Source organism: Actinomycetota bacterium, assembly GCA_035697485.1.
Taxonomy (GTDB): domain Bacteria; phylum Actinomycetota; class UBA4738; order UBA4738; family HRBIN12; genus JAOUEA01.
Map to the genome: position 1 here is coordinate 1 of DASSCU010000006.1, position 24,457 is coordinate 24,457.

At 70.5% G+C, this 24,457-nt stretch carries 25 protein-coding genes; 15 read left to right on the plus strand and 10 right to left on the minus strand.

All coding sequences use genetic code 11. The features are described from left to right. From VFI59_01690 to VFI59_01700, 3 genes are all read left to right on the plus strand, one after another. On the plus strand, positions 1-813 hold an 813-nt coding region (locus VFI59_01690; protein ID HET6712410.1), incomplete at its 5' end, for an ATP-binding cassette domain-containing protein. Next, complete coding sequence (locus VFI59_01695) at positions 810-2,042, plus strand: ABC transporter permease (protein ID HET6712411.1); 1,233 nt, start codon at positions 810-812, stop codon at positions 2,040-2,042. The genes VFI59_01690 and VFI59_01695, both read left to right, overlap by 4 nt. Before the next feature lie 4 nt (positions 2,043-2,046). After that, the gene (locus VFI59_01700) at positions 2,047-2,931 is read left to right on the plus strand and encodes a methyltransferase domain-containing protein (protein HET6712412.1); all 885 of its coding nucleotides are present in this window, start codon (positions 2,047-2,049) and stop codon (positions 2,929-2,931) included. Here the strand turns inward: VFI59_01700 and VFI59_01705 are convergent. Beyond that, on the minus strand, positions 2,928-3,605 hold the full coding sequence (locus VFI59_01705; protein ID HET6712413.1) for a TIGR00266 family protein: 678 nt from the start codon (positions 3,603-3,605) through the stop codon (positions 2,928-2,930). The genes VFI59_01700 and VFI59_01705 overlap by 4 nt on opposite strands. Before the next feature lie 38 nt (positions 3,606-3,643). Then, on the minus strand, positions 3,644-5,332 hold the full coding sequence (locus VFI59_01710; GenBank protein HET6712414.1) for a DUF885 domain-containing protein: 1,689 nt from the start codon (positions 5,330-5,332) through the stop codon (positions 3,644-3,646). A 53-nt stretch (positions 5,333-5,385) separates the two neighbouring features. Between VFI59_01710 and VFI59_01715 the strand changes: the two genes are divergently transcribed. From VFI59_01715 to fabI, 3 genes are all read left to right on the plus strand, one after another. After that, on the plus strand, positions 5,386-6,306 hold the full coding sequence (locus VFI59_01715) for a hypothetical protein (GenBank protein HET6712415.1): 921 nt from the start codon (positions 5,386-5,388) through the stop codon (positions 6,304-6,306). 77 nt (positions 6,307-6,383) lie between these two features. Continuing rightward, positions 6,384-6,683 carry a DUF4333 domain-containing protein gene (locus VFI59_01720; protein HET6712416.1) on the plus strand — a complete coding sequence of 100 codons (300 nt, stop codon included), beginning with the start codon at positions 6,384-6,386 and terminating at the stop codon, positions 6,681-6,683. Positions 6,684-6,710: 27 nt separating this feature from the next. Further along, positions 6,711-7,493 carry an enoyl-ACP reductase FabI gene (gene fabI / locus VFI59_01725; GenBank protein ID HET6712417.1) on the plus strand — a complete coding sequence of 261 codons (783 nt, stop codon included), beginning with the start codon at positions 6,711-6,713 and terminating at the stop codon, positions 7,491-7,493. A 7-nt stretch (positions 7,494-7,500) separates the two neighbouring features. On the opposite strand, the gene VFI59_01730 is transcribed toward fabI, so the two are convergent. The 3 genes from VFI59_01730 to VFI59_01740 all read right to left on the minus strand — a co-directional run bounded on the left by VFI59_01730 (position 7,501) and on the right by VFI59_01740 (position 11,428). Further along, positions 7,501-9,339, minus strand: a complete 1,839-nt coding sequence (locus tag VFI59_01730; protein HET6712418.1) for a putative nucleotidyltransferase substrate binding domain-containing protein — start codon at positions 9,337-9,339, stop codon at positions 7,501-7,503. 40 nt (positions 9,340-9,379) lie between these two features. Continuing rightward, positions 9,380-10,462: a CapA family protein gene (locus VFI59_01735; protein ID HET6712419.1), complete on the minus strand. Its 1,083-nt coding sequence runs from the start codon at positions 10,460-10,462 to the stop codon at positions 9,380-9,382. Positions 10,463-10,600: 138 nt separating this feature from the next. Next, entirely contained in the window at positions 10,601-11,428 is an 828-nt protein-coding gene (locus tag VFI59_01740; GenBank protein ID HET6712420.1) for a PfkB family carbohydrate kinase, read from the minus strand. A 66-nt stretch (positions 11,429-11,494) separates the two neighbouring features. On the opposite strand from VFI59_01740, the gene VFI59_01745 reads away from it, so the two are divergent. The 3 genes from VFI59_01745 (at position 11,495) to VFI59_01755 (ending at position 15,928) form a co-directional block, all read left to right on the plus strand. Beyond that, complete coding sequence (locus VFI59_01745; GenBank protein HET6712421.1) at positions 11,495-13,045, plus strand: amidohydrolase family protein; 1,551 nt, start codon at positions 11,495-11,497, stop codon at positions 13,043-13,045. A gap of 99 nt (positions 13,046-13,144) precedes the next feature. Continuing rightward, positions 13,145-14,584 (plus strand): RNB domain-containing ribonuclease, encoded by a 1,440-nt coding sequence (locus tag VFI59_01750; GenBank protein HET6712422.1) that lies wholly within the window; start codon positions 13,145-13,147, stop codon positions 14,582-14,584. Between the two features lie 60 nt (positions 14,585-14,644). Continuing rightward, positions 14,645-15,928, plus strand: a complete 1,284-nt coding sequence (locus VFI59_01755) for a hypothetical protein (GenBank protein ID HET6712423.1) — start codon at positions 14,645-14,647, stop codon at positions 15,926-15,928. Positions 15,929-16,082: 154 nt separating this feature from the next. On the opposite strand, the gene VFI59_01760 is transcribed toward VFI59_01755, so the two are convergent. Further along, positions 16,083-16,484, minus strand: a complete 402-nt coding sequence (locus VFI59_01760; protein HET6712424.1) for a hypothetical protein — start codon at positions 16,482-16,484, stop codon at positions 16,083-16,085. A gap of 56 nt (positions 16,485-16,540) precedes the next feature. Here VFI59_01760 and selD point away from each other — a divergent pair, with 56 nt between their 5' ends. Beyond that, positions 16,541-17,584: a selenide, water dikinase SelD gene (selD, locus tag VFI59_01765; protein HET6712425.1), complete on the plus strand. Its 1,044-nt coding sequence runs from the start codon at positions 16,541-16,543 to the stop codon at positions 17,582-17,584. On the opposite strand, the gene VFI59_01770 is transcribed toward selD, so the two are convergent. Continuing rightward, a complete protein-coding gene (locus VFI59_01770) occupies positions 17,568-18,401 on the minus strand; it encodes a methyltransferase domain-containing protein (GenBank protein HET6712426.1) in 834 nt (277 codons plus the stop codon). The two genes, selD and VFI59_01770, sit on opposite strands and share 17 nt — an antisense overlap. 38 nt (positions 18,402-18,439) lie before the next feature. Here VFI59_01770 and VFI59_01775 point away from each other — a divergent pair, with 38 nt between their 5' ends. From VFI59_01775 to VFI59_01795, 5 genes are all read left to right on the plus strand, one after another. Further along, positions 18,440-18,913 carry a sigma factor-like helix-turn-helix DNA-binding protein gene (locus VFI59_01775; GenBank protein HET6712427.1) on the plus strand — a complete coding sequence of 158 codons (474 nt, stop codon included), beginning with the start codon at positions 18,440-18,442 and terminating at the stop codon, positions 18,911-18,913. Beyond that, positions 18,906-20,480: a hypothetical protein gene (locus VFI59_01780; protein ID HET6712428.1), complete on the plus strand. Its 1,575-nt coding sequence runs from the start codon at positions 18,906-18,908 to the stop codon at positions 20,478-20,480. Before VFI59_01775 ends, VFI59_01780 begins: the two co-directional genes overlap by 8 nt. A gap of 99 nt (positions 20,481-20,579) precedes the next feature. After that, the gene (locus VFI59_01785) at positions 20,580-20,978 is read left to right on the plus strand and encodes a M67 family metallopeptidase (protein ID HET6712429.1); all 399 of its coding nucleotides are present in this window, start codon (positions 20,580-20,582) and stop codon (positions 20,976-20,978) included. Continuing rightward, complete coding sequence (gene moeB, locus VFI59_01790; GenBank protein ID HET6712430.1) at positions 20,975-21,796, plus strand: molybdopterin-synthase adenylyltransferase MoeB; 822 nt, start codon at positions 20,975-20,977, stop codon at positions 21,794-21,796. The genes VFI59_01785 and moeB overlap by 4 nt, the downstream gene beginning before the upstream one ends. Positions 21,797-21,850: 54 nt before the next feature. Beyond that, the gene (locus VFI59_01795; protein HET6712431.1) at positions 21,851-22,129 is read left to right on the plus strand and encodes a ubiquitin-like small modifier protein 1; all 279 of its coding nucleotides are present in this window, start codon (positions 21,851-21,853) and stop codon (positions 22,127-22,129) included. A 13-nt stretch (positions 22,130-22,142) separates the two neighbouring features. Here VFI59_01795 and VFI59_01800 read toward each other — a convergent pair whose 3' ends face one another. From VFI59_01800 to VFI59_01810, 3 genes are read right to left on the minus strand one after another with little or no spacing between them, the layout of a single operon-like run. Next, positions 22,143-22,508, minus strand: a complete 366-nt coding sequence (locus VFI59_01800) for a hypothetical protein (protein HET6712432.1) — start codon at positions 22,506-22,508, stop codon at positions 22,143-22,145. 27 nt (positions 22,509-22,535) lie between these two features. After that, positions 22,536-23,822: an MFS transporter gene (locus VFI59_01805; protein HET6712433.1), complete on the minus strand. Its 1,287-nt coding sequence runs from the start codon at positions 23,820-23,822 to the stop codon at positions 22,536-22,538. Beyond that, on the minus strand, positions 23,819-24,403 hold the full coding sequence (locus VFI59_01810; GenBank protein ID HET6712434.1) for a helix-turn-helix domain-containing protein: 585 nt from the start codon (positions 24,401-24,403) through the stop codon (positions 23,819-23,821). Before VFI59_01810 ends, VFI59_01805 begins: the two co-directional genes overlap by 4 nt. Between the last annotated feature and the right edge of the window lie 54 nt (positions 24,404-24,457).

Sequence of the window (24,457 nt, forward strand, 5' to 3'; positions counted from 1 at the left end):
CGCATCGTCGGGTTCGTGGGTCCGAACGGTGCCGGCAAGACCACCGCGATGCGCATCGCCCTGGGGGTCCTCACCCCCGATGCCGGCAGCGTTCGGTGGCGGGACGAGCCGGTCGACGCACGGGTGCGGCGCCGCTTCGGCTACATGCCCGAGGAGCGCGGCCTCTACCCCCGGATGCGCGTGCTCGACCAGCTCGTCTACCTCGCGAGGCTGCACGGGGTCGGCAGGGGCGACGCGCGGCGGCGGGCCGAGGAGACGATCGAGGTGCTGGGCGTGGCCGAGCGAGCGACCGACCGGGTCGAGGCGCTCTCGCTGGGCAACCAGCAGCGCGTGCAGCTCGCGTCGGCCCTGGTGCACGAGCCCGACCTGCTCGTCCTCGACGAGCCCTTCTCGGGTCTCGACCCGGTCGGGGTCGACGTACTCTCGGGCGTGCTGCGGCGCCAGGCGGCGAACCATGGCGTGCCCGTGGTGTTCTCGAGCCACCAGCTCGATCTCGTGGAGCGACTGTGCGACGCGGTCGTGCTGATCGACGACGGCCACATCGTGGCCCAGGGCACGATCGACGAGCTTCGGGCCCGGCGCGCGCGGCGGTTGCTCCTCGTGCAGGTGCGCGGTGGATCGGACGGATGGCACGGGTCGATCCCTGGCGTCGAGCTCGTCGAGGTCCGCAACGACGGCCTCGTACTCGAGCTCGCCGTTGACGTCGACGAGCAGCGAGTGCTCGATCTCGCGAGAGCGTCGGGAGATGTGATGCGCTTCGGACCGGTGCATCCCACGCTCGCCGAGCTGTTCCGCGAGGTGGTGGGCGCGTGAACGAGCGTCTCGCGCACGAGCCGAAACCGACCGACCGGGGCGCCTGGCGCCTGGTGGCGGTCCGCGACTTCCGTGTGCGACTGCGCGACAAGGGGTTCTTCATCTCGACCGGCATCACGCTCACCGTGCTGACCGTGTTCATCGTGCTGCGGGCGTTCGGCGACGAGGTCACGCCCTCGTTCGACCTCGGGATCATCGGGCGCGACCCGGCCGCGATCGACCGGACCGCGGCCGAGCTCGACGACGTCGCCGAGCGGGAGGGGGTCGAGCTCCGTGTCGGGCACTGGGACGACGTCGCCGATGCGGAGGCCGCGGTGCGGAGCGGACGGCTCGATGCGGTGCTCGACGGCGACGAGCTGGTGGGGGATGACGCGGTCCCGGCCACGCTGACCCAGCTCGTCCAGAACGCGCTCATCCGGGTGAGGATCACGGCCGCGCTCGAGGGTGGGGGCGCGAGCGCCGCCCAGATCGAGGCCGTGCTGAACCAACCCTTGGTCGACGTGCGGACGCTCGAGCCGCAGGATCCGGAACGCGAGGAGAACGCCGGCATCGCCTTCATCGCCGTGCTGCTCGCGTACGGTCAGCTCTTCGGATACGGGGTCTGGGTCGCGACCGGCGTGATCGAGGAGAAAGCGTCCAGAGTGGTGGAGATCTTGCTCTCGGCGATCCGTCCGCGCCAGCTGCTCGCCGGCAAGATCGCCGGGATCGGCCTGCTGGGCATCGTGCAGCTCGCGTTCATCGCTGCGTTCGCGATCGGACTCTCGGTCGTGACCGGCGCCCTCGCGATCCCGGCCACGGCGATCGGCATCGCGTTGGTCGTGCTCGTCTGGTTCGTGATGGGCTTCGCGTTCTACGCCGGGTTGTTCGCGGTCTCGGGCTCGCTCGTCTCGCGCATGGAGGAGCTGCAGAACGCGATGGTGCCGATCAACCTGATCATCTTCATCTCGTTCTTCATCTCGATCGGGGCCCTCGAGAGCCCCGGCTCGCCGCTGTCGGTGGTCGCGTCGGTGTTGCCGTTCTCGTCGGCGCTCGCGATGCCCGTCCGCATCGCCTTGGGGTCGGCGACGGTGCCCCAGGTCGCGCTCTCGGTCGCGCTCCTCGTGGCCGGCACGGCCGTGCTGATCCCGCTGTCGGCCCGCCTCTACGCGGGCGCGGTCCTGAGGACCGGCACCCGCGTGAAGCTCCGCGACGCGTGGCGCTCCGCCCCCACGACCGCCGGCGGGGGTTGACGTCGTGGCGAAGGCCGGGTGGACGCGCGAGAACGTGCGGCACGCCCTCTCCGTGTTGCGCCAGGGGCGGAACCCGGCCGCCACCGTCTACGACAGCATCGGGGCCGACTTCATCGTGGCGCTCGACCCCGGATGGCTGAACCTCGGCCTGTGGGAGGGCGACGGCAGCGATCCCGGGGAGGCCCCGGTCGCCGTGCGGCGGCTGGTGCGGGCGATCGCCTCGCAGTTGCCGTCCGGCGGCGATGTGCTCGACATCGGCAACGGCCTCGCCGAGCAGGATCCACTGATCGCCGACGTCGCCGACACCCGTTCGCTGACGGCAGTCAACATCACGAGGTCACAGCTGGTGGCCGGGGAGCGGCGCCTGGCCGAGGCGGGGGCGCACGCCGTGAACGCCGACGCCACGAGGCTTCCCCTGCGCAGCGGCTCGTTCGACGGGGTGATCAGCGTCGAGGCGGCGTTCCACTTCCCGTCGCGGGCCTTGTTCTTCGCCGAGGCGTTCCGTGTGCTGCGGCCGGGGGGCGCGCTCACGATGTCGGACATCCCGACCGTGCGCTTGCCGCGCACGCCGGCGGAGGGAGTGGCGGCGTACACGCAGTTGCGGGCCTGGGGCCTCGGCACGCAGGCGGTGGCCACCGCCGACGAGATCGTCGGGCTCGCGCTCGACGCCGGTTTCATCGACGTGCGCGCCGAGCCGGTGGGGGAGCGCGTGATCGGCCCGGCCCTTCGGTTCGTGCGCGACCGCCTCGACCGTGCCCACGGCGACCTCTCGTGGAGCTACGGGCTCGCCGTGCGGCTCATGCTGCGCCAGGTCGACCTGCTGTGGGAGCGTGGCATGCTCGACTACCTGCTGCTGCACGGGAGCAAGCCCGCCGCAGGGCCCGGCTAGTTGCTCTTCGACGGAAGCTGCGGGATCAGCCAGCCGATGAAGTCGGCGGGGCTGCGGGTCTGGATCCAGAGGTTCCCTGGGCCGGTGAACGTCGCGACGAGACCCTCGCCGGAGAGCAGTGTCGACTTCCAGCCGCCGACCTTGTTGACCTCGTAGCCGATGCCCTCGGTGAACGCGACGATGTGCCCGGTGTCGATCTTCAGCACCTCGCCGGCGCCCAGCTGGCGCTGCTCGATCGCGCCGTAACTCGAGACGAGCATGTCGCCGGCGCCGGTGCACCGCAGCAGGAAGAGCCCTTCGCCCGAGAAGAACGTCTTCGCGCCGCCCCACTTCGTATCGACATCGACGCCGGTCTCCGAGGCGAGCCACGAGCCTGACTGCACCATCATCGGCGTGGAGGCGTCGATCGGCAGGTGCACGATGTCGCCGGGCAGGGTCGGGGAGACCGTGAGCTCGCCGCCCTGCGGCGCGCGGAACGTGTTGATGAAGAAGCTCTCGCCACCGAGCACCGACCGCTTCAGGCCGGCCATCACGCCGCCTTGCGCCTTGGTCTCGATCTCGACGCCCCCCGACATGCTGGTCATCGCGCCGGCTTCCGCCTTGATCTCGCCCCCGGCCGGGATCGCGATCACGCCGACCGCGAACGCCGGGCTGTACCTGATGTCGACCTGCATGCCGAGCCTCCCTCGGTGAGTCGTGGACGCGGCCGAGCCTACCCTGCTCGGTCCTCGAGCCCCATCTCGCGGCGGAACGCGGGCAGCGGCAGCTGTCCGAGCTCGAGCACCCGGTCGTGGAACCGCGGCAGGTCGAAGGCCGGGTCGGCCGCCTCGCCACCCTCGCGGGCGCGTTCGATCTCGATCATGCCGATCGTGTAGGCGAGGGCCTGGGCGGGCTCGGTGATGTAGCGGTCGATCTCGATCACCGCGTCGGTGTGCGGCACGCCGCCGTCCTCGAGCACGGACACCGCCCGCTCGCGGCTCCAGCCCAGCGCGTGCAGGCCGGTGTCCGTCACGAGCCGGGCCGCCCGGTGGATCTGCGCGTCGAGCATGCCGAGTCGCTCCCAATCGTCGGCGTACAGACCCATCTCGTCGGCGAGACGCTCGGCGTACAGCCCCCAGCCCTCGGCGAACGCGCTGCCGGCGTGCGTCCCCCCGAACCGGCTCAGGGCCGGTCGGTCGTCCATCTCCTGTTCGAGCGCGAGCTGGAAGTGGTGTCCGGGCACAGCCTCGTGGAACGTGACGGCCGCCATGATGTGGAGCGGCCGGGTCGGCAGGTCGTAGCCGTTCACGTGGTAGACCCCGGGGCGCCCGCCGTCGCCCGACGGCGGCCAGTAGTAGGCGAACGGCTGATCGGCCTCGTGGAACTCCTCGACGAGCCGCACTTCGCAGGCGGACCTCGGCAGTCGGCCGAAGTACAGCGGCGCGGCGTCCATCGCGCGCGCGATCTGGTCCTTCGCGAGGTCGACCAACACCTGCGGGGTGGCGGCGGTGTTGCGTCCCGACGCCCCGTGGGCCGCGATCGCGGCGTTCGCATCGGGATGGCCGAGGCGCTCGGCGAGCGCCCGGCGCTCCTCCTGGATCGCCCCGAACCGCTCGAGGCCGAGCTCGTGCACCTGCCTCGGGTCCAGCGGCAGCGTCGTCCAGTTCAGGATCTGCGCGGCGTAGAGCTCCTCGCCGCCGGGCAGCGCCGAGAGCCCGACGGTCTCCGTGGCGTGCGGCAGCAGTGCCCCCAGCACGTCGAGGTAATCGGCCAGCGCGGGGTTCACCACGTCGCGGACGGCTCCGGCGACGCGCTCCCGTGCCGCGTCGTCGCCATCGGCAACCGGGAGCATCGCCGGGTTCTCGCCCGCCCCGAGGGCGAGCACGCGCTCGAGCTGATCGATCGATCGTTCCACGACCACGCGGGGGGAAGTCACGCCGGCGGCGATGCCGTCGCGCACCACGTCGGTCCACGCGTCGAGGTAGGGCGGGAGCGCGCGCAGTCTCGCCACGTAGCGATCGAGGCGTTCGGACGTGTCGGCGCGCTGCAGCGACGCGATCGCCCCGAGCATCGCGACGGGTCCCGAGAAGTAGCTCGCGGCGTAGAGGCGGTCGAGGCGGTGCTCGAGCTCGGAGAGCCCCCTGCGGGCGATCGACTCGAGCACGTCCATCGCGCCCCGTTCCGAGGCCGGCAGCGCGGCGCGGTCGATCGTGGCGAGCTCATCGAGCGCCGCGCGGTGCACGTCCTCGTCGTGGGCGCGTCCTGCCTCGCTCGGGTCGCCGAGCCGGTCGTCGAAGCGCTCGTCGCCGGCCTCGGTGCCGAGCAGCGGTGCGATCTCGATCAGCGCGAGCCAGTACCGGTCCGCCAGGTTGCGCGCCCTCGACGCCTCGTCCTGCGCGCCTGGCTCGGTCTCGGGATCCATGGCCAGGATGGTACGTGGACCAGCGTGTCGCGGGGTGCGCGTACGCTTCCTGGATGCCCCGCCAGCCTTCCCCTCGGGCGATCGTCGGCGCGCTCGCCGTGGTCATCGGGCTCGTCGGCGCGATCGCGTTCGTCGCCGGTCGCGACGTCGGTTCCGAGGCCGCGGAGCCGCCCGTCCGCCCGAACCCGGCCACCGGTCCGTTCGAGGGTCTCGGAGTCTGGGTCGACATCCACGACGACGAGGCGTGGGCCGATCCCGTCGCCGCGGTCGACACGATGGTCTCGAGCGGCGCCGGCACCCTGTTTCTGCAGACGTCGAACGGCGACCGATCGGTGCCGTTCGTGTACCGGGACCAGGCGGCGGCGTTCGTCGAGGCGGCGCACGACCGTGACATCGAAGTCGTGGCCTGGTACCTGCCGCATCTCACCGACCTCGCTGTCGATCGAGCACGCACCCGAGCCGCGATCGCGTTCACGACGCCGCGGGGCGATCGCTTCGACGGGTTCGCACTCGACATCGAGTCCGCCGCCGTGCGGGATCCGGGCCGACGCAGCGGGCGCCTGATCCGGCTCTCCGAGCGACTTCGAGAGATCGCGGGCGACCGCTATCCCCTCGGCGCGATCGTGCCGTCGCCGGTGCGCCTCGTCGACGACCTCGCGTACTGGCCGGGCTTCCCGTGGGGCGACCTCGCACGCACGTACGACGCGGTGCTGCCGATGACCTACTTCACCTACCGGGTGCGCGGACCCGCCGAAACGCGGGCCTACGTGACCCGAGCGATCGAGGAGATCCGGGCGGGGGTTGGCAGCGACGACGTGCCGATCCACGTGATCGGCGGCCTCGCGCGCGACGCGACCGCGCCCGAGACGCGGGCGTTCGTGAACGCCGTGCGCGATGTCGGCACGATCGGTGCCAGTTACTACACGCTGCCGTTCGTGAGCCAGGAGCAGTGGGCGATCCTGGGCCGGGTCTGAGTCGGTCGTTTGCCCCCCCGTCTGCCCGTCGATAGGCTCGGTCGTCTCGTCCGACGACGCCAGGAGGCTCCGCGCCGATGTCGATGCGCTCGCGTTCCGTCCGTCTCGCCGCCCTCGCCGTGCTCGCGGTCGCGACCGCCGCGTGCACGAAGACGCTCGACACCGAAGGACTCGAGGGTGAGCTGAAGGCGCAGATCGAGGAGCAGACCGGCAGCCCGATCGCGTCGGTGAGCTGTCCCGAAGACGTCGAGGTCGAGACCGGCGGTGAGTTCACGTGCACCGCCGAGGAGGAGTCGGGCGCCACGTTCACGATCACCGTCACGCAGCGCGACGACCAGGGCAACGTGGACTGGGCGGTCACCGACGCGAGCGCTTGACTCGCCGCGACCGAGGGGGAGGACCGCGTGCTGCTCGAGGGGAAGCGCTTCCTGATCACCGGCGTGCTCACGCCGCAGTCGATCGCGTTCGCGGCCGCGCGCTCGGTGCAGGAGCAGGGCGGTGAGATCGTGCTCACGAACTTCGGCCGGGGGGTCAGCCTCACGGAGAAGGTGGCCAGGCGTCTGCCCGTCACCCCCGACGTGCTCGAGCTCGACGTGAACGAGCCCGACCACATCCTGGTCGTGCGCGACGAGCTCGCGGACCGGTGGGGGTCGATCGACGGGTTCCTGCACGCGATCGCGTTCGCCCCGCCAGACGCCCTCGGCGGGAACTTCCTCAACACGGAGTGGGAGAGCGTGGCGACGGCGTTGCGCACGAGCGCGTTCTCGCTGAAAGAGCTCGGGGTGGGCATGCTGCCGCTGATGCAGGAGCGTGGCGGCTCGATCGTCTCGCTCGACTTCGACGCCACGGTCGCCTGGCCGATCTACGACTGGATGGGTGTGGCGAAGGCCGGGCTCGAGTCGGTCACCCGCTACCTCGCCCGTGACCTGGGGCCCAGGGGCGTGCGGGTGAACACGGTGAGCGCGGGTCCGCTGCGCACGATGGCCGGCAAGGGCATCCCCGGGTTCGACGCGATCACCGACTCGTGGGGGCGACGCGCGCCGCTCGGCTGGGACGTGACCGATCCGACGCCCGTCGGGAACACCGTCGCGTTCCTGCTCTCGGACCTGTCGAAGGGCATCACCGGCGAGATGATCCACGTCGACGGCGGCTTCCACGCGATGGGCACGGATCTCTCGCTGGACTGAGCGCCGCTCACCGCAGGCCCGGGTGCACGCCCTCCTCGGTGCCGGTCAGCCGCTGTGCCCGGGCGATCACCCGGAAGGCCTCCTTCAGGCCGCTGCGCGAGAACGACCCGAGCATCGACGGGTCGACGTAGTCGTCGGGGGGGTCTCCGGCCGCGACCTGGCCGGCCTGGTGATGCAGGCGCACGTCCCAGAGGAAGTGGAACGCCTCCACGAGCTCGGTCACGAGCGCATCGTCCAGCGCGCCGGCCGCCGCGACACCCCGCAGGCGTCCGATCGTGTCCTTCGATGTCACGCCGGCGCGGACCGCCCACACGCGCGCGAGGTTGTTCACGATCGTGATGCCACCGTGCTTGATGTCGAGCCGCCCCGCATGCTCGCCCTTGGCCTCCACCACGAGGTCGCGGAGGAACCCGGTCGGGGGCTTCAGGTCGAGCGCCCGCCTGGCCATCTGACGGACGAACGCCGGCCGGGCCCGGGCCCGGCGCATGGCGTCGTCGAGTGCCGGCTCCGCTCCGAGCGGGCCGGCCACCTGCCGGAAGTCGTAACCGATCGACGAGAGGACGATGGCGTGCGGATCGGCGCTGTCCATCCACGTGAGGAAGGCGTCGACGAATTCGCCCAGCGGGCGTCGGAGCGTCGGATGTACCGCCATCGCGTCGCCTTCGCAGCGGGGGATGCCGGCCTCTTCGAGCCCCGCCGTCACCCGCGCGGCCAGGTCGGCGAACCAGGGGTCGGGATCGGGTTCACCCGAGACCGGGTCGTAGACGAGCGCGTGATCCTGATCGGTGCGCAGGGCCTGTTCGTGACGAGCGGCACTGCCCAGCGCGAGCCATGCCCAGGCGCACGGTGGGTCGCCGAGCTCGTCGATCGAGAGCGCGATCAGGCGCTCGGTCATCGCGTCGACCACGAGCGCGATGACGCGGCCGACGTCGATCGGGTCCGCGCGGGCGCGCACCATCGTCACGACCAGCTCCGGCAGGTCGCGACCGGCGGCGGCGATCTCGTCGACCGTGGTCGCCCGCTCGATCGCGCTCTTCAGCGCGAACGGCGTGTGACGGCCGAGGCCCATCAGGTCGGTGTCGGTGACGACCCCGATCAGCTCGCCGCCGGCGCTCCTCACCGGGAAGTGGTGCACACCCTGGGCGAACATCGACAGCAGCGCGTCGCCGGCGAGCGTCTCGTCGGCGATCGTGCGCACGGGGAACGTCGCGATCGACTCGAGCGGGGTCGCCGGATCGGCCTTCGTGGCGACGACCCTCGTGCGGAGGTCGCGGTCGGTCACGATGCCCCACCCGCCACGCATCGGCACGAGCAGCGAGGAGACCCGCTCGGCCGACATGCGTGCGGCCGCGTCGGCGACCGACTCCGCCGGCTCGCCCGTCACCGCCGACCGGCGCACGAGGTCACCCACCGGCGTCAGACGCGCGTCGGGCACGTCGGTGGCCGCGTCGGTGGCCGACGCGATGCGCCGGCGCATGCTGCCGATCACGAACGACAGGCCCGCGTGTGTCTCGAGCACCGGGTCCGCCGCCGGCTCCGGCACGAGGTAGCACAGCGTGTCCTCCTGCGCCCGCACGGTGAGCGACGGCACCTCGTGGGCCAGCAAGGAGAACTGTCCGAACACCTCGCCCTCCAGCAGCAGGTCGAGCACCTGACCGTCGTCCAGCAATTCGACGGCGCCCTTGCGCACCACGTAGAGGGCGCTCGCGGGTTCCCCACCCTGCTGCAGGATCACGCCCCCGGCAGGGAAGTGCTCGATCTCGACCGTGCGGGCGACCTCGGCGAGCCGTTCGTCGCTCAGCTCGTCGAACGGCGGGTACCGGCGCAGGAACCCGGCGATGTCCACGGCGGGAGTATCCCCGATGGGCGTGACGGCGTGGAGCGGGTCAGGCGCCCGGGAGGATGCGCCAAGTGCCGTACTCGACCGTGGTCGGCACGGCGCGGACCCTCGTCACCCGGTAGGCGTCTCCCCGCCGATCCACCCGGAGCAGCACGATCACGCCGTCCTCGACGCCCTCGGGCCACATCTCGCCCGACCGCATGCCCGAGAGGAAGTTGCCCATGCCGTAGGCCACGACCTTCCCGTTCACGCGCTCGATCGGCTGCACGACGTGGGCATGGTGGCCGACGATCGCGTCGACGAGCGGCGAGCGCGTGAGGCGCTCGGCCACCTGCATCTGGAACGCGGTCGGGGTCGTGAGCGGCTCCACGCCCCAGTGCAGGCTCACGACCGTGAGGTCGGACCCGCGCTCGCGAGCGCGGCGCGCGTCGTCGAGGATGCGTTCGACGTCGATCAGGTTCCCCTGCCAGTCGTGCTTCGGGGTGAAGCCGTTGAACCCGAACGAGTAGGAGAGGTGGGCGACCCTGGCCCCTTCGACGTCGAGCAGCGTGATGCGACGGGCCTCGCGGCGGGTGCGGGCCGTGCCGGCGTGTGCGAGGCCGTTGCGGTCGAGCGCGTCCAGCGTGGCCTCGATGCCTGTGGCGCCACCGTCGAGCGCGTGGTTCGACGCGGTCGAGCACGAGTCGTACCCGGCGTCGGCGATCGCGTCGGTGATTTCGACGGGTGCGGCGAACACCGGGTAGCTGGAGAGATCGCCGTCCGCCGTGACCGGGGTCTCGAGATGGCAGAGCGCGAGATCGGCACCGGCGAGCGTGTCGCGAACGCGCCGGAACATCGACCGGAAGTCGAACGCCTGGCCGCTCGCGGCGCCCAGCACCGCGGCCCGTTCCCAGAGCGACTCGTGGATCAGGATGTCCCCGGTCGCTGCGATCGTGAACCGACGCGGGGTGTCGGAACGTCGGGGCGTCGGCGCCGCCGGAGCCGATCGAGCACGGCGATGTCGATCCGGACGGTCCGGAGGATCCGCCGCTCGGGGCACGGCCATGCTCACGGCGAGTAACCCGACCATCACGGCCGAGAAGCTGATCGGGCCCGGGGGTGGCCGGCGGCGTCGATGCTTCCCGCGCATCGCTGACCTCGTGGGTTGGGGAAGGAAGGCGCGAGCCGCGCCTCCAGGAAGGTCCGCCGAGGATACGTCCGGGCATCCCCGGGACCGTGGAGCCCTGCGCAGATCGTGCCACGTCCGATGAGGCCACTTCGCCCTACGTCAGCTGCCGTCCCACTGTCCGGCGTACGGTCCGCGACCCGCCGCGCAGGCGGCGCCGCACCGGGCTGCGAACGCCACCGCCCGCTCGACCGGCCACCCCGACCCCAGCGCGAACGTGAGCCCGGCCGCGAACGAGTCGCCGGCGCCGTACGCGTCGCCCGTCGGACCCCTCGGCGTCCCGACCGCCTCGTAACGACCGCTTCCCTCGCTCGGGCTCTCGAAGCGGCCGCCCGACCTCCCCTCGGTCCGAACGAGCAGCGGCGGCCGCCACGGCAGCACCTCGACGTCGACGTGCTCCGCGGGATCGCGGTCGCTGCCCACGAGTGCGTCGGGGACGACGTCGGCATCGAGCAACTCGTCGAGCACGCGAGTGGTCACGACCATCACCCGCGCCCGACGGGCCATCCTGAAGGCCCCGGCGTCGCCTGCCGTCACGTAGACGGCATCGGTCTCGTCGAGCCGGTCCCATGGCAGCGGGTCATCGATCGACGGGGCGAGCCGATGTCCGAGCGTCGTGATCGTGCGCTCGCCCGCGGGATCGACGAGCGTGAGCGCGCGTCGGGTCGGCTCCTCACGCCGTCCGGCGTGGATATCGACGCCGAGCTCGGCGAGCTCGTCGGCGGCACGCTCGCCCAAGGCATCGCGCCCGAGGGCGGTGAAGAAGTCGCAGGCGCCGGCGAGCTTGCGCAGCTGCACGGCGGCCACGGCACCGCCGCCACCCGGGTCCTCCCAGTCGTCGGTCGAGTGCGCGATCTCTCCGGCGAGGGGTATGCGATCGACCGTCCCGAACCAGATCCACTCGACGTGCCCCACGACCGCGACCTGCACAGAACCAGTCTGGCATCCGGTTCGCGGAACCCGCGAGGTCGTGCCAAGGTCACCTCGAGGGAACCGATGGCGAGAGAGACCGTGCCGCATCATCGCACCGACGACGAACAGGATCCCGGCCTCCCGATCGAGTTCGGGCCGGCCTCGAACGGCGAGTACGACCCCGAGCCGGGGTTGTCTCCGGTCCTGCTCGAGACGATCGCGCGGGCGCGAGCCTGGTCGGTCGAGAACGCCGACCGACTCGCCATGTCGCGGCGCGAGTTCCTGCTCTCGGTGTGCGGCGCCGCGACCGCATTCCTCGCGCTCAACGCGTGCACCGCCGAGGAACATGCGGCCGGGCCGTCCTCGCCGAGCGCGACCGGCACGACCCCGGGCGGCACCTACGAGGTCCCTCCGAGTGCGTCGATCGAGCCCGAGAGCGCGTTCGGGGCGCTCGGCGGCGAGGAGTTCGTCTTCGACATCCAGGGGCACCTGCTCGAGTACCACCTGAACCCGGTGCTGAACGGGCAGGACTTCTGGGCATCCTTCCCCCAGCAGGATTGCGGCGAGGACGACCCGCGTGCGTGCTACTCGATCGAGCACTTCCTCGAGTTGATGTTCCTGCGCTCGGACACGAACATGCTCGTGCTCTCGGCGCTGCCGATCTTCCCCGCGGGAAGCCCCCAGTCCCACGACGTGATGGACCTCACCCGGAAGGTGGCCGCGGCGCTCTGTCGGGACGAGCGCATCCTGCTGCACGGACAGGCGCTGCCCAACGTCGGGAAGCTCGACGCGGCGCTCGCCGCGATGGAACACACGGCTGCCGCCTACCCCGTCGCCGCCTGGAAGACGTTCACGCATTTCCCCGATGCCTTCGAGGGCGACGGCAACGGATGGTGGCTGGACGACCGGGACCCGAACGAGCGCCAGGTGGGGGAGCGGTTCATCCGCAAGGCGAAGGAGATCGGCACCGACACGATCTGCATCCACAAGGGCCTCTCGCTCGGCTCCCCGTTCGCCTCGCCCGACGACATCGGTCCGGCGGCGCGCAGGCACCGCGACATGAACTTCGTCGCCTACCACTCGGGGTTCGAGGCGAGCGTCCCCGAGGTGCCGTACACGAGGGCCACGCGGCACATGGGCACGAACCGCTTGATCTGGTCGATGGAACGCGAGGGCATCGGCCCGAACGAGAACGTCTACGCCGAGATGGGCACGTCGTGGTGGTTCGTGATGCGCTACCCGGACCAGGCGGCGCACTTCCTCGGCAAGCTCCTGCGGTACGTGGGCGAGGACAACGTGCTGTGGGGCACCGACTGCCTGTTCTACGGCTCCCCCCAGCCGATGATCCAGGCGATGCGCGCGTTCCAGATCTCGCCCGAGTTCCAGGAGCGCTACGGCTACCCGAAGCTCACGAAGGAGTTGAAGGCGAAGATCCTCGGGCTGAACGGCGCCGCGCTGTACGGCGTGGAGCCGAACACCGAGACGTGCGAGTTCTCCCGGCGGGACCTCGAGCAGATCCGCCGGAAGCTCCCCGGTTTCAACCGAGTGCTCGGCCCGACCACGATGGCCCAGACGCAGGCGTTCCGCGACGACGATCGCGAGCAGTGGGCCACGATGGCGACGATGCTCGCGTGAGGTGGGAGGCGCGGCCTCGTGGTCTCGGTCGTGGTGGAAGGTCGTCGTCGTCGACTCGAACGTTCAGGCGTTCCTGACGCCTGCCCGTAAGCTCCTCGCGTGCCTCGGCGATCGATCAGGCTCGTCGCTCCCGCGGACGAGCTGCGCGCGACGTTCTCGGCGATCCGAGCCGACATCGGCATCCCGGAGGCGTTCCGGCCCGACGTGTTGGCCGAGGCCGAGCGCTCGGCGCGTGAACCCCGGTTGCCCGACGCCGACCTGACCGACGTGCCGTTCGTCACGCTCGATCCGCCGGAGTCGATGGACCTCGACCAGGCGTTCCATCTCGGGCGACGTCCGCAGGGCGGGTTCCGGCTCCGGTACGCGATCGCCGACGCGGCCGCGTTCGTCACGCCAGGTGGCGTTGTCGACGCCGAGGCACACCGGCGGGCCGAGACGGCGTACAGCCCCGACGGTCGCGTGCCCCTGTACCCGCCGGTGCTCTCCGAGGGCGCCGCGTCGTTGTTGCCCGACGGTCCGAGGCCCGCGGTCGTTTGGCGGGTCGACGTCGACGCGACCGGGGCCACGATCGACGCGGACGTGCGGCGCGCCATCGTCTCGAGCCGGGCCAAGCTCGGCTACCCCGAGGCCCAGGCTGCGATCGACGACGGCGGCGCCGACGAGATGCTGCTGCTCCTGCCAGAGATCGGCATCCTGCTCCAGCACGCCGAGCACGCCCGCGGGGGCGCGAGCCTCGGCGTCCCTACCCAGGAGGTGATCGAGCGCGACGGCGGCTACACGCTGCGGTTCCGGAGGATGCTGCCGGTGGAAGACTGGAACGCCCAGCTCTCGCTGCTCGCGGGCCGCGCCGCCGCAGCCTTGATGCTCGAGGCGGGCGTGGGCATCGTGCGGACGATGCCGCCCGCCGACGAGGTCGACGTGGCGCGCCTGCGACGGGTGGCCGAGGGACTCGGTCTCGACTGGCCGACCGACCTTCCCTACACCGAGGTGTTGCACTCGATCGACCCGTCGCGCTCAGACGCCGAGGCGGTGTTCCTGCAGGAGGCCGCCGCGCTGTTCCGCGCTGCCTCCTACGTCGCGTTCGACGGTCCGCCGCCGCCCGATCCGATGCATGCGGCGATCGCGGCGCCGTACGCACACTGCACCGCGCCGTTGCGACGCCTGGTCGACCGGTACGCGAACGAGGTGTGCCGCGCGATCTGCGCGGGGACCGAGGTCCCGGCGTGGGCGCGAGACGCCCTGCCGGCGCTTCCGATCGAGATGGCGCTCGGCGCCGAGCGCGGGAAGCGGCTCGAGCGCACGGCCGTGGATGCCGTGGAGGCCGCCGTGCTGGCGCCGCTCGTCGGTCAGGAGTACGACGCGCTCGTGATCGACCTGTGGAAGCGGGCCAGGGGAGAGGTCGCGCTGAGGCGCCCAGCCGTGATCGGTCCCTGCGACGACGTGCACGAGCTCGGCGCGAGGGTGCGCGTTCGGCTCGAGGAGGCCGACGTCGCGAAGCACACGATCCGCTTCGCGACGGTCCCGTCCTCGACGGATTGACCTGGTGGCGCCGGTCCGGTGAGAGTACGACCGTCAGCGAACCGAAAGGAAGAGCCTTCGATGGCCACCCGGACCGCACCGCCCGGACTCGAGACCGCACTGAGCTTCCCGTTGATCGAGGCCTTGCACGGCAGGCGAGCTCGGCGCTTCTCGGCCGGGGCGGTGATCCCCGACGGGCCGCTCGCGTTCGAGTCCAAGCTCGACCCGCAACCCCTCAGCGACCTCGAGAAGATGATCGTGTTGACATCGGCCGCCGGGAACACCGGGTGGCACTTCGCGATCACGCGCAACGCCACGTACGCCCCGCACTTCCCGAACTACTCGGGCGCCGCGGGCGGGCGCACGTTCCCGTCGGCGGCCGGCTTCCACGTGATGGAGATGTTCCTCACCGACGACGACGGTGTGTACCTGTTCGAGACGCGCGACGCGCCGAAGCTCGTCGATCGCGACCCGGACGCGCCGGTCGACATCGACGCGGTGATCGAGGCGCACCGGGGGCGCATCCGCAAGCTCGCCGACGGGCGCATGAACATCCCCGACGAGGAGCCCTACATGGAGGGCCACAACACGTGGTGCGTGAACCGGCCGGGGAGCCTGCTGCTGATGCCGGTCGCCGACATCGCGCAGACGCTGATCGCGATCCTCTGCTTCCTGACGCAGAACGGGGCGTCGATCTTCGACGACGTGAACAACGAGCGGATCCCGGGCATGGATGCGTTCCGCGACCTCGTCGACGTCGACGAGCCGTTCCCTCTCACGTTCGTCGAGCAGTACGCGCTGACGGAAGCCACGGCCGAGCTCACGACGTCGTGCTATGCCGGCATGCTGATGCTGCAGGGCATGGGCCTCGGCGGGTGGATGTTCGACGGCATCGACCGGCACACGGTCCTCGGTGCGAGCGGCGATCCCGCCGTGCCCGGCCTCGGCTTCAACGTCGAGACCGACGACCGCTGGGCGCTGCCGAACCCGACCGGCACCGACGGCGTGTACTCCGCGTACTGCCCGCCGCACTTCCCCGACATGCGGGCGGCGGTCGAGGCGTTCAGCGAACGGAAGTTCGGCGCCGGCGGGCCGTTCAACCCCGACACACCGGGCGCGTGGAGCGAGAGCGCGAAGGTGCGCGGCGCGGCCCAGGTGCACTCCGAGGAGTTCACGGAGTGCGTGGCCACTCAAGCGCAGTACGTCTTCGATCGCTTCGGGAAGTTCCCCGGCACCGTGCCGAGCCTGTTCTGCCTGACGTACCTGCAGGCCCACCACCTGGACCTGTCGTTCTACGACGAGCACTTCGAGCCGGGCGCGTACCTGCGCACGCACGCCGAACACCAGGAACGCTGGCACCCGTGACATGATCGCCGGTCTCGGCCTCAGGTCAGGGACTGATGCGCTCGTGCGTGGAGAACGCGATCGAGTCGAAGCCCGCCCGGCGCGCTTGGCTTCCGCGAACTCGAGCAGGACACGTCCGAGCTCGGGCCCTTGGCGGTCGGGGCGACGAGCGCCGTCACCCGGACCGACCACCCGCGAACCGCTCCTCACCTTCCTGCAACGGGCGGAACCGCAACGCCGACCACGTGTCGTCGATCGAGATCTGTGTGATCGGGCGAAACCCGCGGTCGGCCAGGATCGGCCACAGGGAATCGCGGTTGATGTCGGCACGGTTCCCCTTCGGGTAGGCGACCCACAACGCATTGGGCCTCGCGAGGTCGCGCTCGTGTGCCTCCACCATGGCGTGCGCCGACGCCGCGTCGTCCACGAACATCACCGCGGTCGTGGCCCCGGCGATCTCGTCCACCAGCCGAACGCCGTCCGGCAACGCTCCGAGGAGCGGCACGCGATCCGCGTGCGACGACCACACGGTCGTGCCCGGCCTGATGAGGAGCTTCTCGGCGACGGTCTTGCTCATGATCGCCTCCTCTCTCGCCCCGGCAGGGTAGCGCGTGGCTCCGTATGCTCGGACCTATGCAGACGGAACGACGGCTCACCTCCTTCAGCCACGGCGCAGGATGCGGATGCAAGCTCGGCCCCGACCAGCTGAACGAGGTCCTCGGCACGCTCACGCTGCCGGGCGTGCCGTCGGACGTCCTCGTCGCGGCCGACAGCGGCGATGACGCAGCGGTGTACGCGCTCGACGACCACCGGGCGCTCGTCGCGACGCTCGACTTCTTCACGCCGATCGTCGACGACCCCTATGACTGGGGACGGATCGCGGCCACGAACGCGATGAGCGACGTGTACGCGATGGGCGGCGCCCCGTTCCTGGGGCTGAACATCGTGAGCTGGCCGATCGACGACCTGCCGGCCGAGATGCTGGGACGCGTGCTGCAGGGCGGCGCCGACGCGGCCGGTGCCGTCAGGGTGCCGGTGCTCGGCGGCCACTCAATCACCGACCCCGAGCCGAAGTACGGCATGGTCGTGCTCGGCTTCGTCGATCCACGGCGCATGCTGCGGAACTCGACCGCGGTGGCCGGCGACTCGCTCGTGCTCACGAAGCCGCTGGGCCTCGGCATGATCTCCACCGCGGTCAAGCGGGGCGTGGCGACCGACGAGATGCTCGCGACCGCCGTCGACCTCATGACGACGCCCAACAAGGCGGCGAGCGAGGCCGTGAACGAGGTCGGCGCCGACGCCGCGACCGACGTCACCGGGTTCGGCCTGCTCGGACACCTCCACCGGATGCTGCTGGCGAGCGGCGTATCCGCCCAGGTCGACGCCGGGTCGATCCCCTTGATCGACGGTGCGCTCGATCTCGCTCGCAGCGGGGTCGTGCCCGGCGGCACCCAGCGCAACCACTCATACGTCTCACCGCACGTGGATTGGGGCGACCTCGCCGAGCCCGAGCAGCTCCTGCTCGCCGATGCCCAGACGAGCGGGGGTCTCCTCGTCGCGACGCGCGAGCCCGACGCGCTGCTGGAGGCGCTCGAAGGCCGCGGTGTGTCCGCCTCGACGATCGGCCTGGTGACCGCGGGCCCACCCGGAGCGATCCGGATCAGCGGGCGGGCTTGAACCCAAGGGCTCGACACCACGAGAACGCCGCGTACGCGTCGGGCGCCTCGGACCATGCGAGCCACGCCTGCTCCATCACGCGGAGGTCCTCGGTCGTCCCGATCCCGAACCGCTCCGCCCCTTCCGCGTACCACACGTCGCGGCAATCCTCTGCCCGGTCGAGCCCGAACGCTCGCACCGCCGCGTCGGTGCCGTAGCAGATCGAGGTCGTCGTGGCGACGACCCGCTCGAACCCTGCCGACGTGAGCACGCCGCGGAGCGTTCGCCCTCGGTACGGATCGGCGACGCCCTCGTCCTGCCACAGCCGGGTGCGGAGGTCGTAGAAGCGACGGAGGACCGGCTCGTCGGGGCCGCCCAATATCAGCCCTCCGTACTCGACGCTGGCGACGCCGACGACGCCCCCGGCCCTCAACACACGGTGGACCTCGCGCATCGCGTCGACGGGACGGTCGAGCGTCTCCAGCATCGAGTGCGCGAGGCAGGCGTCGAACCGCCGATCGGGGAAGTCCAGGGCGTACACGCTCCCTTCCCGGAACTCCACGTTGTCGATGCCCGACCGTCGGGCGTGGGTCCGCGCGTCGACGAACTCCGCATCGTCGAGATCGACCCCGATCACTCGATCCACCTTCGCGGCGAGCCCGACCGTGATGCTGCCCGAACCGCACCCGACGTCGAGCACCACGTCCCCGGCCGTGAGGTAGGGCTCGAGGAAGTCGGCGTACACGGCGGCGCTGCGTGAGACGAGCAGGTCCTCGAACGACATCGATGCCTCTCCGTCGGGCCGGATCATCGTGTCACGGCCGAGCGCCGCCTTCACCTTTCCGCTCGTAGGTGCCCCTGTCAGGGTGACCGGTGATGGTCGACGAGCTGACCGGGCGGGGACGCGTCGAGCGCGTCTACCGTGAGCAAGGTCCGCGCATGGTGCGGACGTTGTTCGCCTACGCCCGCGACATGGAGATCGCGGAGGATGCTGTGGCCGAGGCGTTCGCGCAGGTGATCCGGCGGGGGGACGCGGTCCACGATATCGCTGCTTGGGTGTGGCGGTCATCGTTCCGGATCGCGAACGGGGAACTCGCCGACCGACGTTCGCGACCGACCGGGCAAGTTCCCGAGGGTCGGTACGAGATGGGGGAGAGCGCGGCGGAGGTCTTCGACGCTCTGGGCTGGCTCTCGCCGAAACAGCGGGCCGCGGTCCTCCTCCATCACTACGCCGACCTGCCCGTCCGCGAGGTGGCAGCCTCGATCGGATCGACGTCGGCGGCCGTGCGCGTGCATCTCAGCGCGGGGCGACGACGTCTCCGCGAGCTGTTGGAGGACCACGATGACTGACCCGAAGAAGCGACTTCGACGACTCGACGACATCGAGACCCGCAACCTCTGGGCCCGTGCCCAGGCACGGGCCCACGCTCCCGAGCAGCCTTCCCCGGTGCTCGAAGGACCGTCGATCGGCCGCCGCATCGTGACGATCGGGGTCGCGTTCGCGCTGTTCGCCGCCGCGGGTGTCTTCCTGTTCACGCAGTTCGAAGGAGCGGGACCCGCGCCGGACGAGTCGTCCCCGGCACCGAACGAGACCCTCACCGACGGAGATCCGTCCACCGAACTCAGCGTGACCTGCACCGACGAGGGAGCATCGATCGAGGGAGCCCCGGTCAAGCTCTTGTCCGACGGCGTGCACATCCGAGTCGCCGAGGAGGGAGGCATGACCTTCTTCCTGATGCGTGATCCCGTGAAACCAGGTCGGTCGGTCGGATTCGACATGGATGAAGGCGCAACCACGGAGCGATCGATCCCCATCGAACCCGGCACCTGGGTCGCGACGTGCCTCGACGCCGCGACCGGGACGGCAGACGTTCCACTGAGTGCCTTCTCTGCCCCGTTCGAGATCGTCGATCCGGACAACGTCTGGCACACCTTGCACGAAGCCGGTGAGTGCGGCGAGCCCCTCCCGGAGCCGCTCGCGACCGCAGGGAACGACGCGCCACTCGCCGCCTCGGTGACCGGTCGGCTCACGGTCCAGGCATGGAACTACGACACCGGCGAGGGACGAGCGTTCTTCGTGAACGCCGATGGGTCAGACCTCGCGCCGATCGCTCCTGACCAGCCCGATGTGTCGGACATCGAACTCTCGCCCGACGGCACCCGGATCGTCCTGGTGATCCCCGACGACGACGGCGATCCGACGGTGACGAACGCGAGCACCGAGGACAGCGAGATCTACGTGATGAACGCCGATGGTTCGGGTCTCAGGCGTCTCACCGACAATCGGGCGTCCGACGATCTCGTGCGTTGGACGCCCGAAGGAAGGCTCTCCTTCAGGAGCAATCGGGACAGGGCGCTGACCCTCTACACGATGAACGCCGACGGCAGCGCCGCCCACCGACTCCTCGATTCGAAGTCGGCTGACTTTCACGATTGGTCGCCAGACGGGACCCGGCTCGCGTATATCGGTGACGCCAAGCCGGTCGATGCCGGGTGCAGCTTCGCCCGAGAGCTGTTCGTGTCGAACGCGGACGGATCCGATCCGGTCGCGCTCACGAGCGACGAGCTCTATCAGCAGGATCCCGCCTGGTCACCGGATGGATCGACGATCGCGTTCACGGCCAGCAACCAGAGCGACTACGCCTGGGAGATCTTCCTCGTGGACGCCGACGGGAGCGACCCACGACGCGTCACGTCGTATGACGGCTACGACCAGAACCCGGTCTGGTCGCCAGACGGCTCGATGATCGCGTTCACGAGCGACCGCTCCAAGGGGCCGGATCGGCGCGGTGAGGACCAAGGCGGCGTGCCGTACGTGATGAACGCCGATGGGTCAGGGGTGCAGGCCCTCTTGGTACCCGCCGACCTCGGTCTCGAGGGCGACTGGGACCTCTACGTCACCGACTGGCGGGCGTGATACGCCGGCCGGAATAACCGACCCCACTGGTAGCATTTGCACCTGCAACAGCGGCGGGCGAACGCGTCCGCGCGCAGGTCGCATCCCGGGAGCACAGGATTGAGCGAGTTGGACGGCGTCTTCTACAAGGAGATCGTGGAGCAGGGGCTCCGCGAGTTCCCGAACGAGTGCTGCGGCGTCATCGCGGCTGCCGACGGCGTGCCCGTGAAGGCCTTCCCGATGAGGAACGCCGATGCCAGCCCGGTGACCTACCGCCTCGACGGCAAGGAGCAGCTCCGCGTCTTCGAGGAGATCGACGACCAGGGCTGGGAGCTGTGGGCGATCTACCACTCGCACACGCACTCAGAGGCCTACCCCAGCGAGACCGACATCAGGCTGGCGTTCTACCCCGAGGCGCGCTACATCCTGGTCTCGCTCACCGACCGTGAGGAACCGGTGATCCGGTCGTTCTTCATCACCGACGGCGAGGTCACCGAAGAGGAGCTGAGGATCTCGTGACCCAGACCCCGATGTTCAACGAGGACCAGGTGCAGCGCTACGCGCGCCACATCATCCTGCCCAACATCGGCGGCAAGGGGCAGCGCAAGCTGCTCGACAGCTCGGTCCTCGTGATCGGGGCCGGAGGGCTCGGTTCGCCGATCGCGATGTACCTGGCCGCGGCCGGCATCGGCAAGCTCGGCGTGGTCGACTTCGACGCCGTCGACGTCTCGAACCTACAGCGCCAGATCCTGCACACGAGCGACGACGTCGGTCGTCCCAAGGTCGAGAGCGCGGTCGAGCACCTGCGCGCGATCAACCCGACGATCGAGATCCAGGGCCACGACACCCTGCTGTTCTCGACGAACGTGTACGACGTGTTCGAGGGCTACGACATCATCGTCGACGGCACCGACAACTTCCCGGTGCGCTACCTCGTGAACGACGCGACGCAGTTCACGGGCAAGCCGCTCGTGTACGGCTCGATCTACCAGTTCGAGGGCCAGGCAACCGTGTTCATGCCGGGCAAGGAGACGCCGTGCTACCGGTGCCTGTTCCCGTCGCCGCCGCCGCCCGGCACGGTGCCGAGTTGCGCCGAGGGCGGCGTCTTCGGAGTGCTCCCCGGTGTGATCGGGGCGATCCAGGCGACCGAGGCGATCAAGCTGATCACGGGCGAAGGTCGGACGCTCGAGGGCAGGCTGCTGCTCTACGACGCCCTGCACATGGACTTCCAGGAAGTGAAGATCCGCTGGGACGCCGACTGCCCCGTCTGCGGCAAGGAGCCAACGATCACCGAGCTGATCGACTACGAGGCGTTCTGCGGCGTGCCCGCCCGCTGAGACACTGGTATCAGGGACCACTTCAGACGCACACGACAGGAGACCGAACGAACGATGGCCGTGACCGTGAAGCTACCGACGATCCTGCGCAAGCATGCCGGCGGAGAGGCGAAGGTCGGCGCCGACGGCGCGACGCTGCGCGACGTGCTCTCCGACCTCGAGGGTCACTACCCCGGCATCACGAAGAATGTGGTCACCGACGACGGGGGCCTGCACCGCTTCATCAACGTCTACGTGAACGACGAGGACGTTCGCTACCTCGGGTCCCTCGAGACGGAGGTCGCCGACGGCGACACCGTGAGCATCCTGCCCGCGGTCGCCGGGGGCCGCTGACGCCGAGCGACGCTCAGCCGAAGAACTCCCCGGAGCCGAAGATCGTGACGACCACCGCGATGCATGCGCTGAGCGCCGCGGGCACGATGGCGGCCGGCCGGTGTCCACGGAGCCAGCCGATCATGCCGACGACGAACGAGCCGACCAGAGGGGTCAGCATCCAGACGTAGAGGAAGATGTAGACGCCTCGCGGCACCCCGATGCCGTCGGTGAAGTGGCCGCCCGCGAGCCACGTGATGCCGATCGCGATCGCGCCACCCACCAGGTGCCACGGCCACGAAGCGGCGAGCAGGATCCATGACCAGCGGAGTGACCGCGTCCCCAGCTGTCGTTCGGATCCGAGTGGCTCCACGGGGGCGTGACCGAGCATCGCCGCCACCTCCACCTCCACTGTACGGCGCCGTCGTCATCCGGAGTGGGTGGCCGCGACGATCTCCCGGCCGTTGGCGGTGTCCGTCGTCTCCGCGGCGGTTCGGCGCTCATCCATCCCTCGGAGCGCCGGCAGGAACATCGCCGCCACCACGACGCCGGCGTAGAGCGCGCCGGTGACCAGCAGCGTCGGGCGCAGGCCGAACGCTTCGATCGCCGGGCCGGCTACGAGCACGCCGATCGGCATCGCGAGCCACGCCGACGCCTGAACCACGCCGAACACGCGGCCCCGCATGCCGTCGGGCACGCGCTCGAAGAAGACCGTGTCGATCACGGGGTTCAACGGCCCCGACGAGACGCCCGCCGCGGACTGCGCCGTGAGGAGCACACCGAGTGACGGGAAGACCGCTGCAACCGGGTACCAGAGCGTCACCCCGGCGAATCCCCACGTGAACACGCGCCGCCGGCTCACGCGATCCCCGAATGCGCTGAACGCGAGAGCGCCGACGACCGAGCCGGCCCCGACGACGGCCATCATGAGCCCGAGGCTGACGGCGGAGCCGTACACCTGCTGCGCGTAGACGGGCAGCGCGACCATCGAGACGGAGTCCAGCAGGTTCGTGAGCGTCAGCACCGCGACGAGCGCGAAGAGCGTGCGATCCGCGTGCAGGAAGGCGAATCCTTCCCGCAGCTCCTCGACGTAGCCCGATCGCTCACCGGGAACCGCCGCGCGCGAACGCCGCGGCACCCCCAGCACCACGAGCAGTGCCGACACCAGGAACGAGGTGGCGTCGATCCACAGGACCGAGGTCGCGCCCACCAGCGCGATCAGCACGCCCGCCAGCGGCGCGCCGACCAGTCGCGAGGCCCGTTCCACCACGGCCGCCGCGCCGCTCGCCCGTTCCAGGCTCCAGCCGGCGTCGGCGGCAACATCGGGCAAGAGAGAAGCTCGGGCGGTGACCCCCGGCGCGTCGAGCAACCCGCCGAGGAAGACGAGTACGACCAGCTGCCAGAACTCGATGCCGACGGTGAGGTGGAGCAGCGGGATCGCCGCGACGGCGGCCGAGCTCGCCAGGTCGGCGACCACGCTCGAGCGCCGGTAGCCCATGCGGTCGACCAGTGCGCCCCCCACGAACCCCGAGACGACGATCGGCACCAGCCCCACCGCAGCGACGATGCCGGTCCGGGCGGCGCTCCCGGTCGTCTGCAGCACGAACCACGGGATCGCGACGAGCGTCGCGACGTTCCCCGACATCGAGATCGCGTTCGCGGCGAGGAGGGCGACCAGCGGCCCCTGGCGTCGCGGTGCATCGACGGCTTTCATCGGCGGGGTTTGCTGCGGTGGGGGAGGACCTGCACGATCGCGCGCACCTGCTGGGCATCGTCCTCAGGCGGGAGCGCCTCGTACCGCCCGACGATATCCGCGAGCTCCTCGCGCAGGTTCAGGGTTTGCTGTGGGGTGAGTCGCAGCCGCCAGTCGCTCATGTCGGCGGCCTCGACCCACGCCTCGGTCCAGTTCGGCGCGTCGGCGAGCCACTCGCGGCTCGCCTCGGCGTAGCGCTCGGCGATCTCCGACAGCAAGGCGTTCGCGGCCGCCGCTCGCTCGGGCGTGTCGAGGAACCGCACCGGCTCCCACGTCATGCCGGGGTGCGACGCGCGCCACCAGCGTTCGCGCCCGTCGCGGGCGAGCTCGGGGTCTTCGTGCACGAATCCGTGCCGGCCGAGGGTTCGCAGGTGGTAGCTCACGAGCGCGGGGCTCTCGCCGACCTCCTGGGCCAGAGTCGTGGCCGTCGCGGGACCGTCCATGCGAAGGATGCCCAGCAGTCGAAGTCGAAGGGGATGAGCCAGTGCCCGCATCTGGCGGGGATCGGTGAGCTCCAGCGGTCGGTCCGACACGGCGGTCATATCCGAAAGGATACTTTCGAAAGAGATGTTGTGCAACTTCGGATCCCGGCCCCT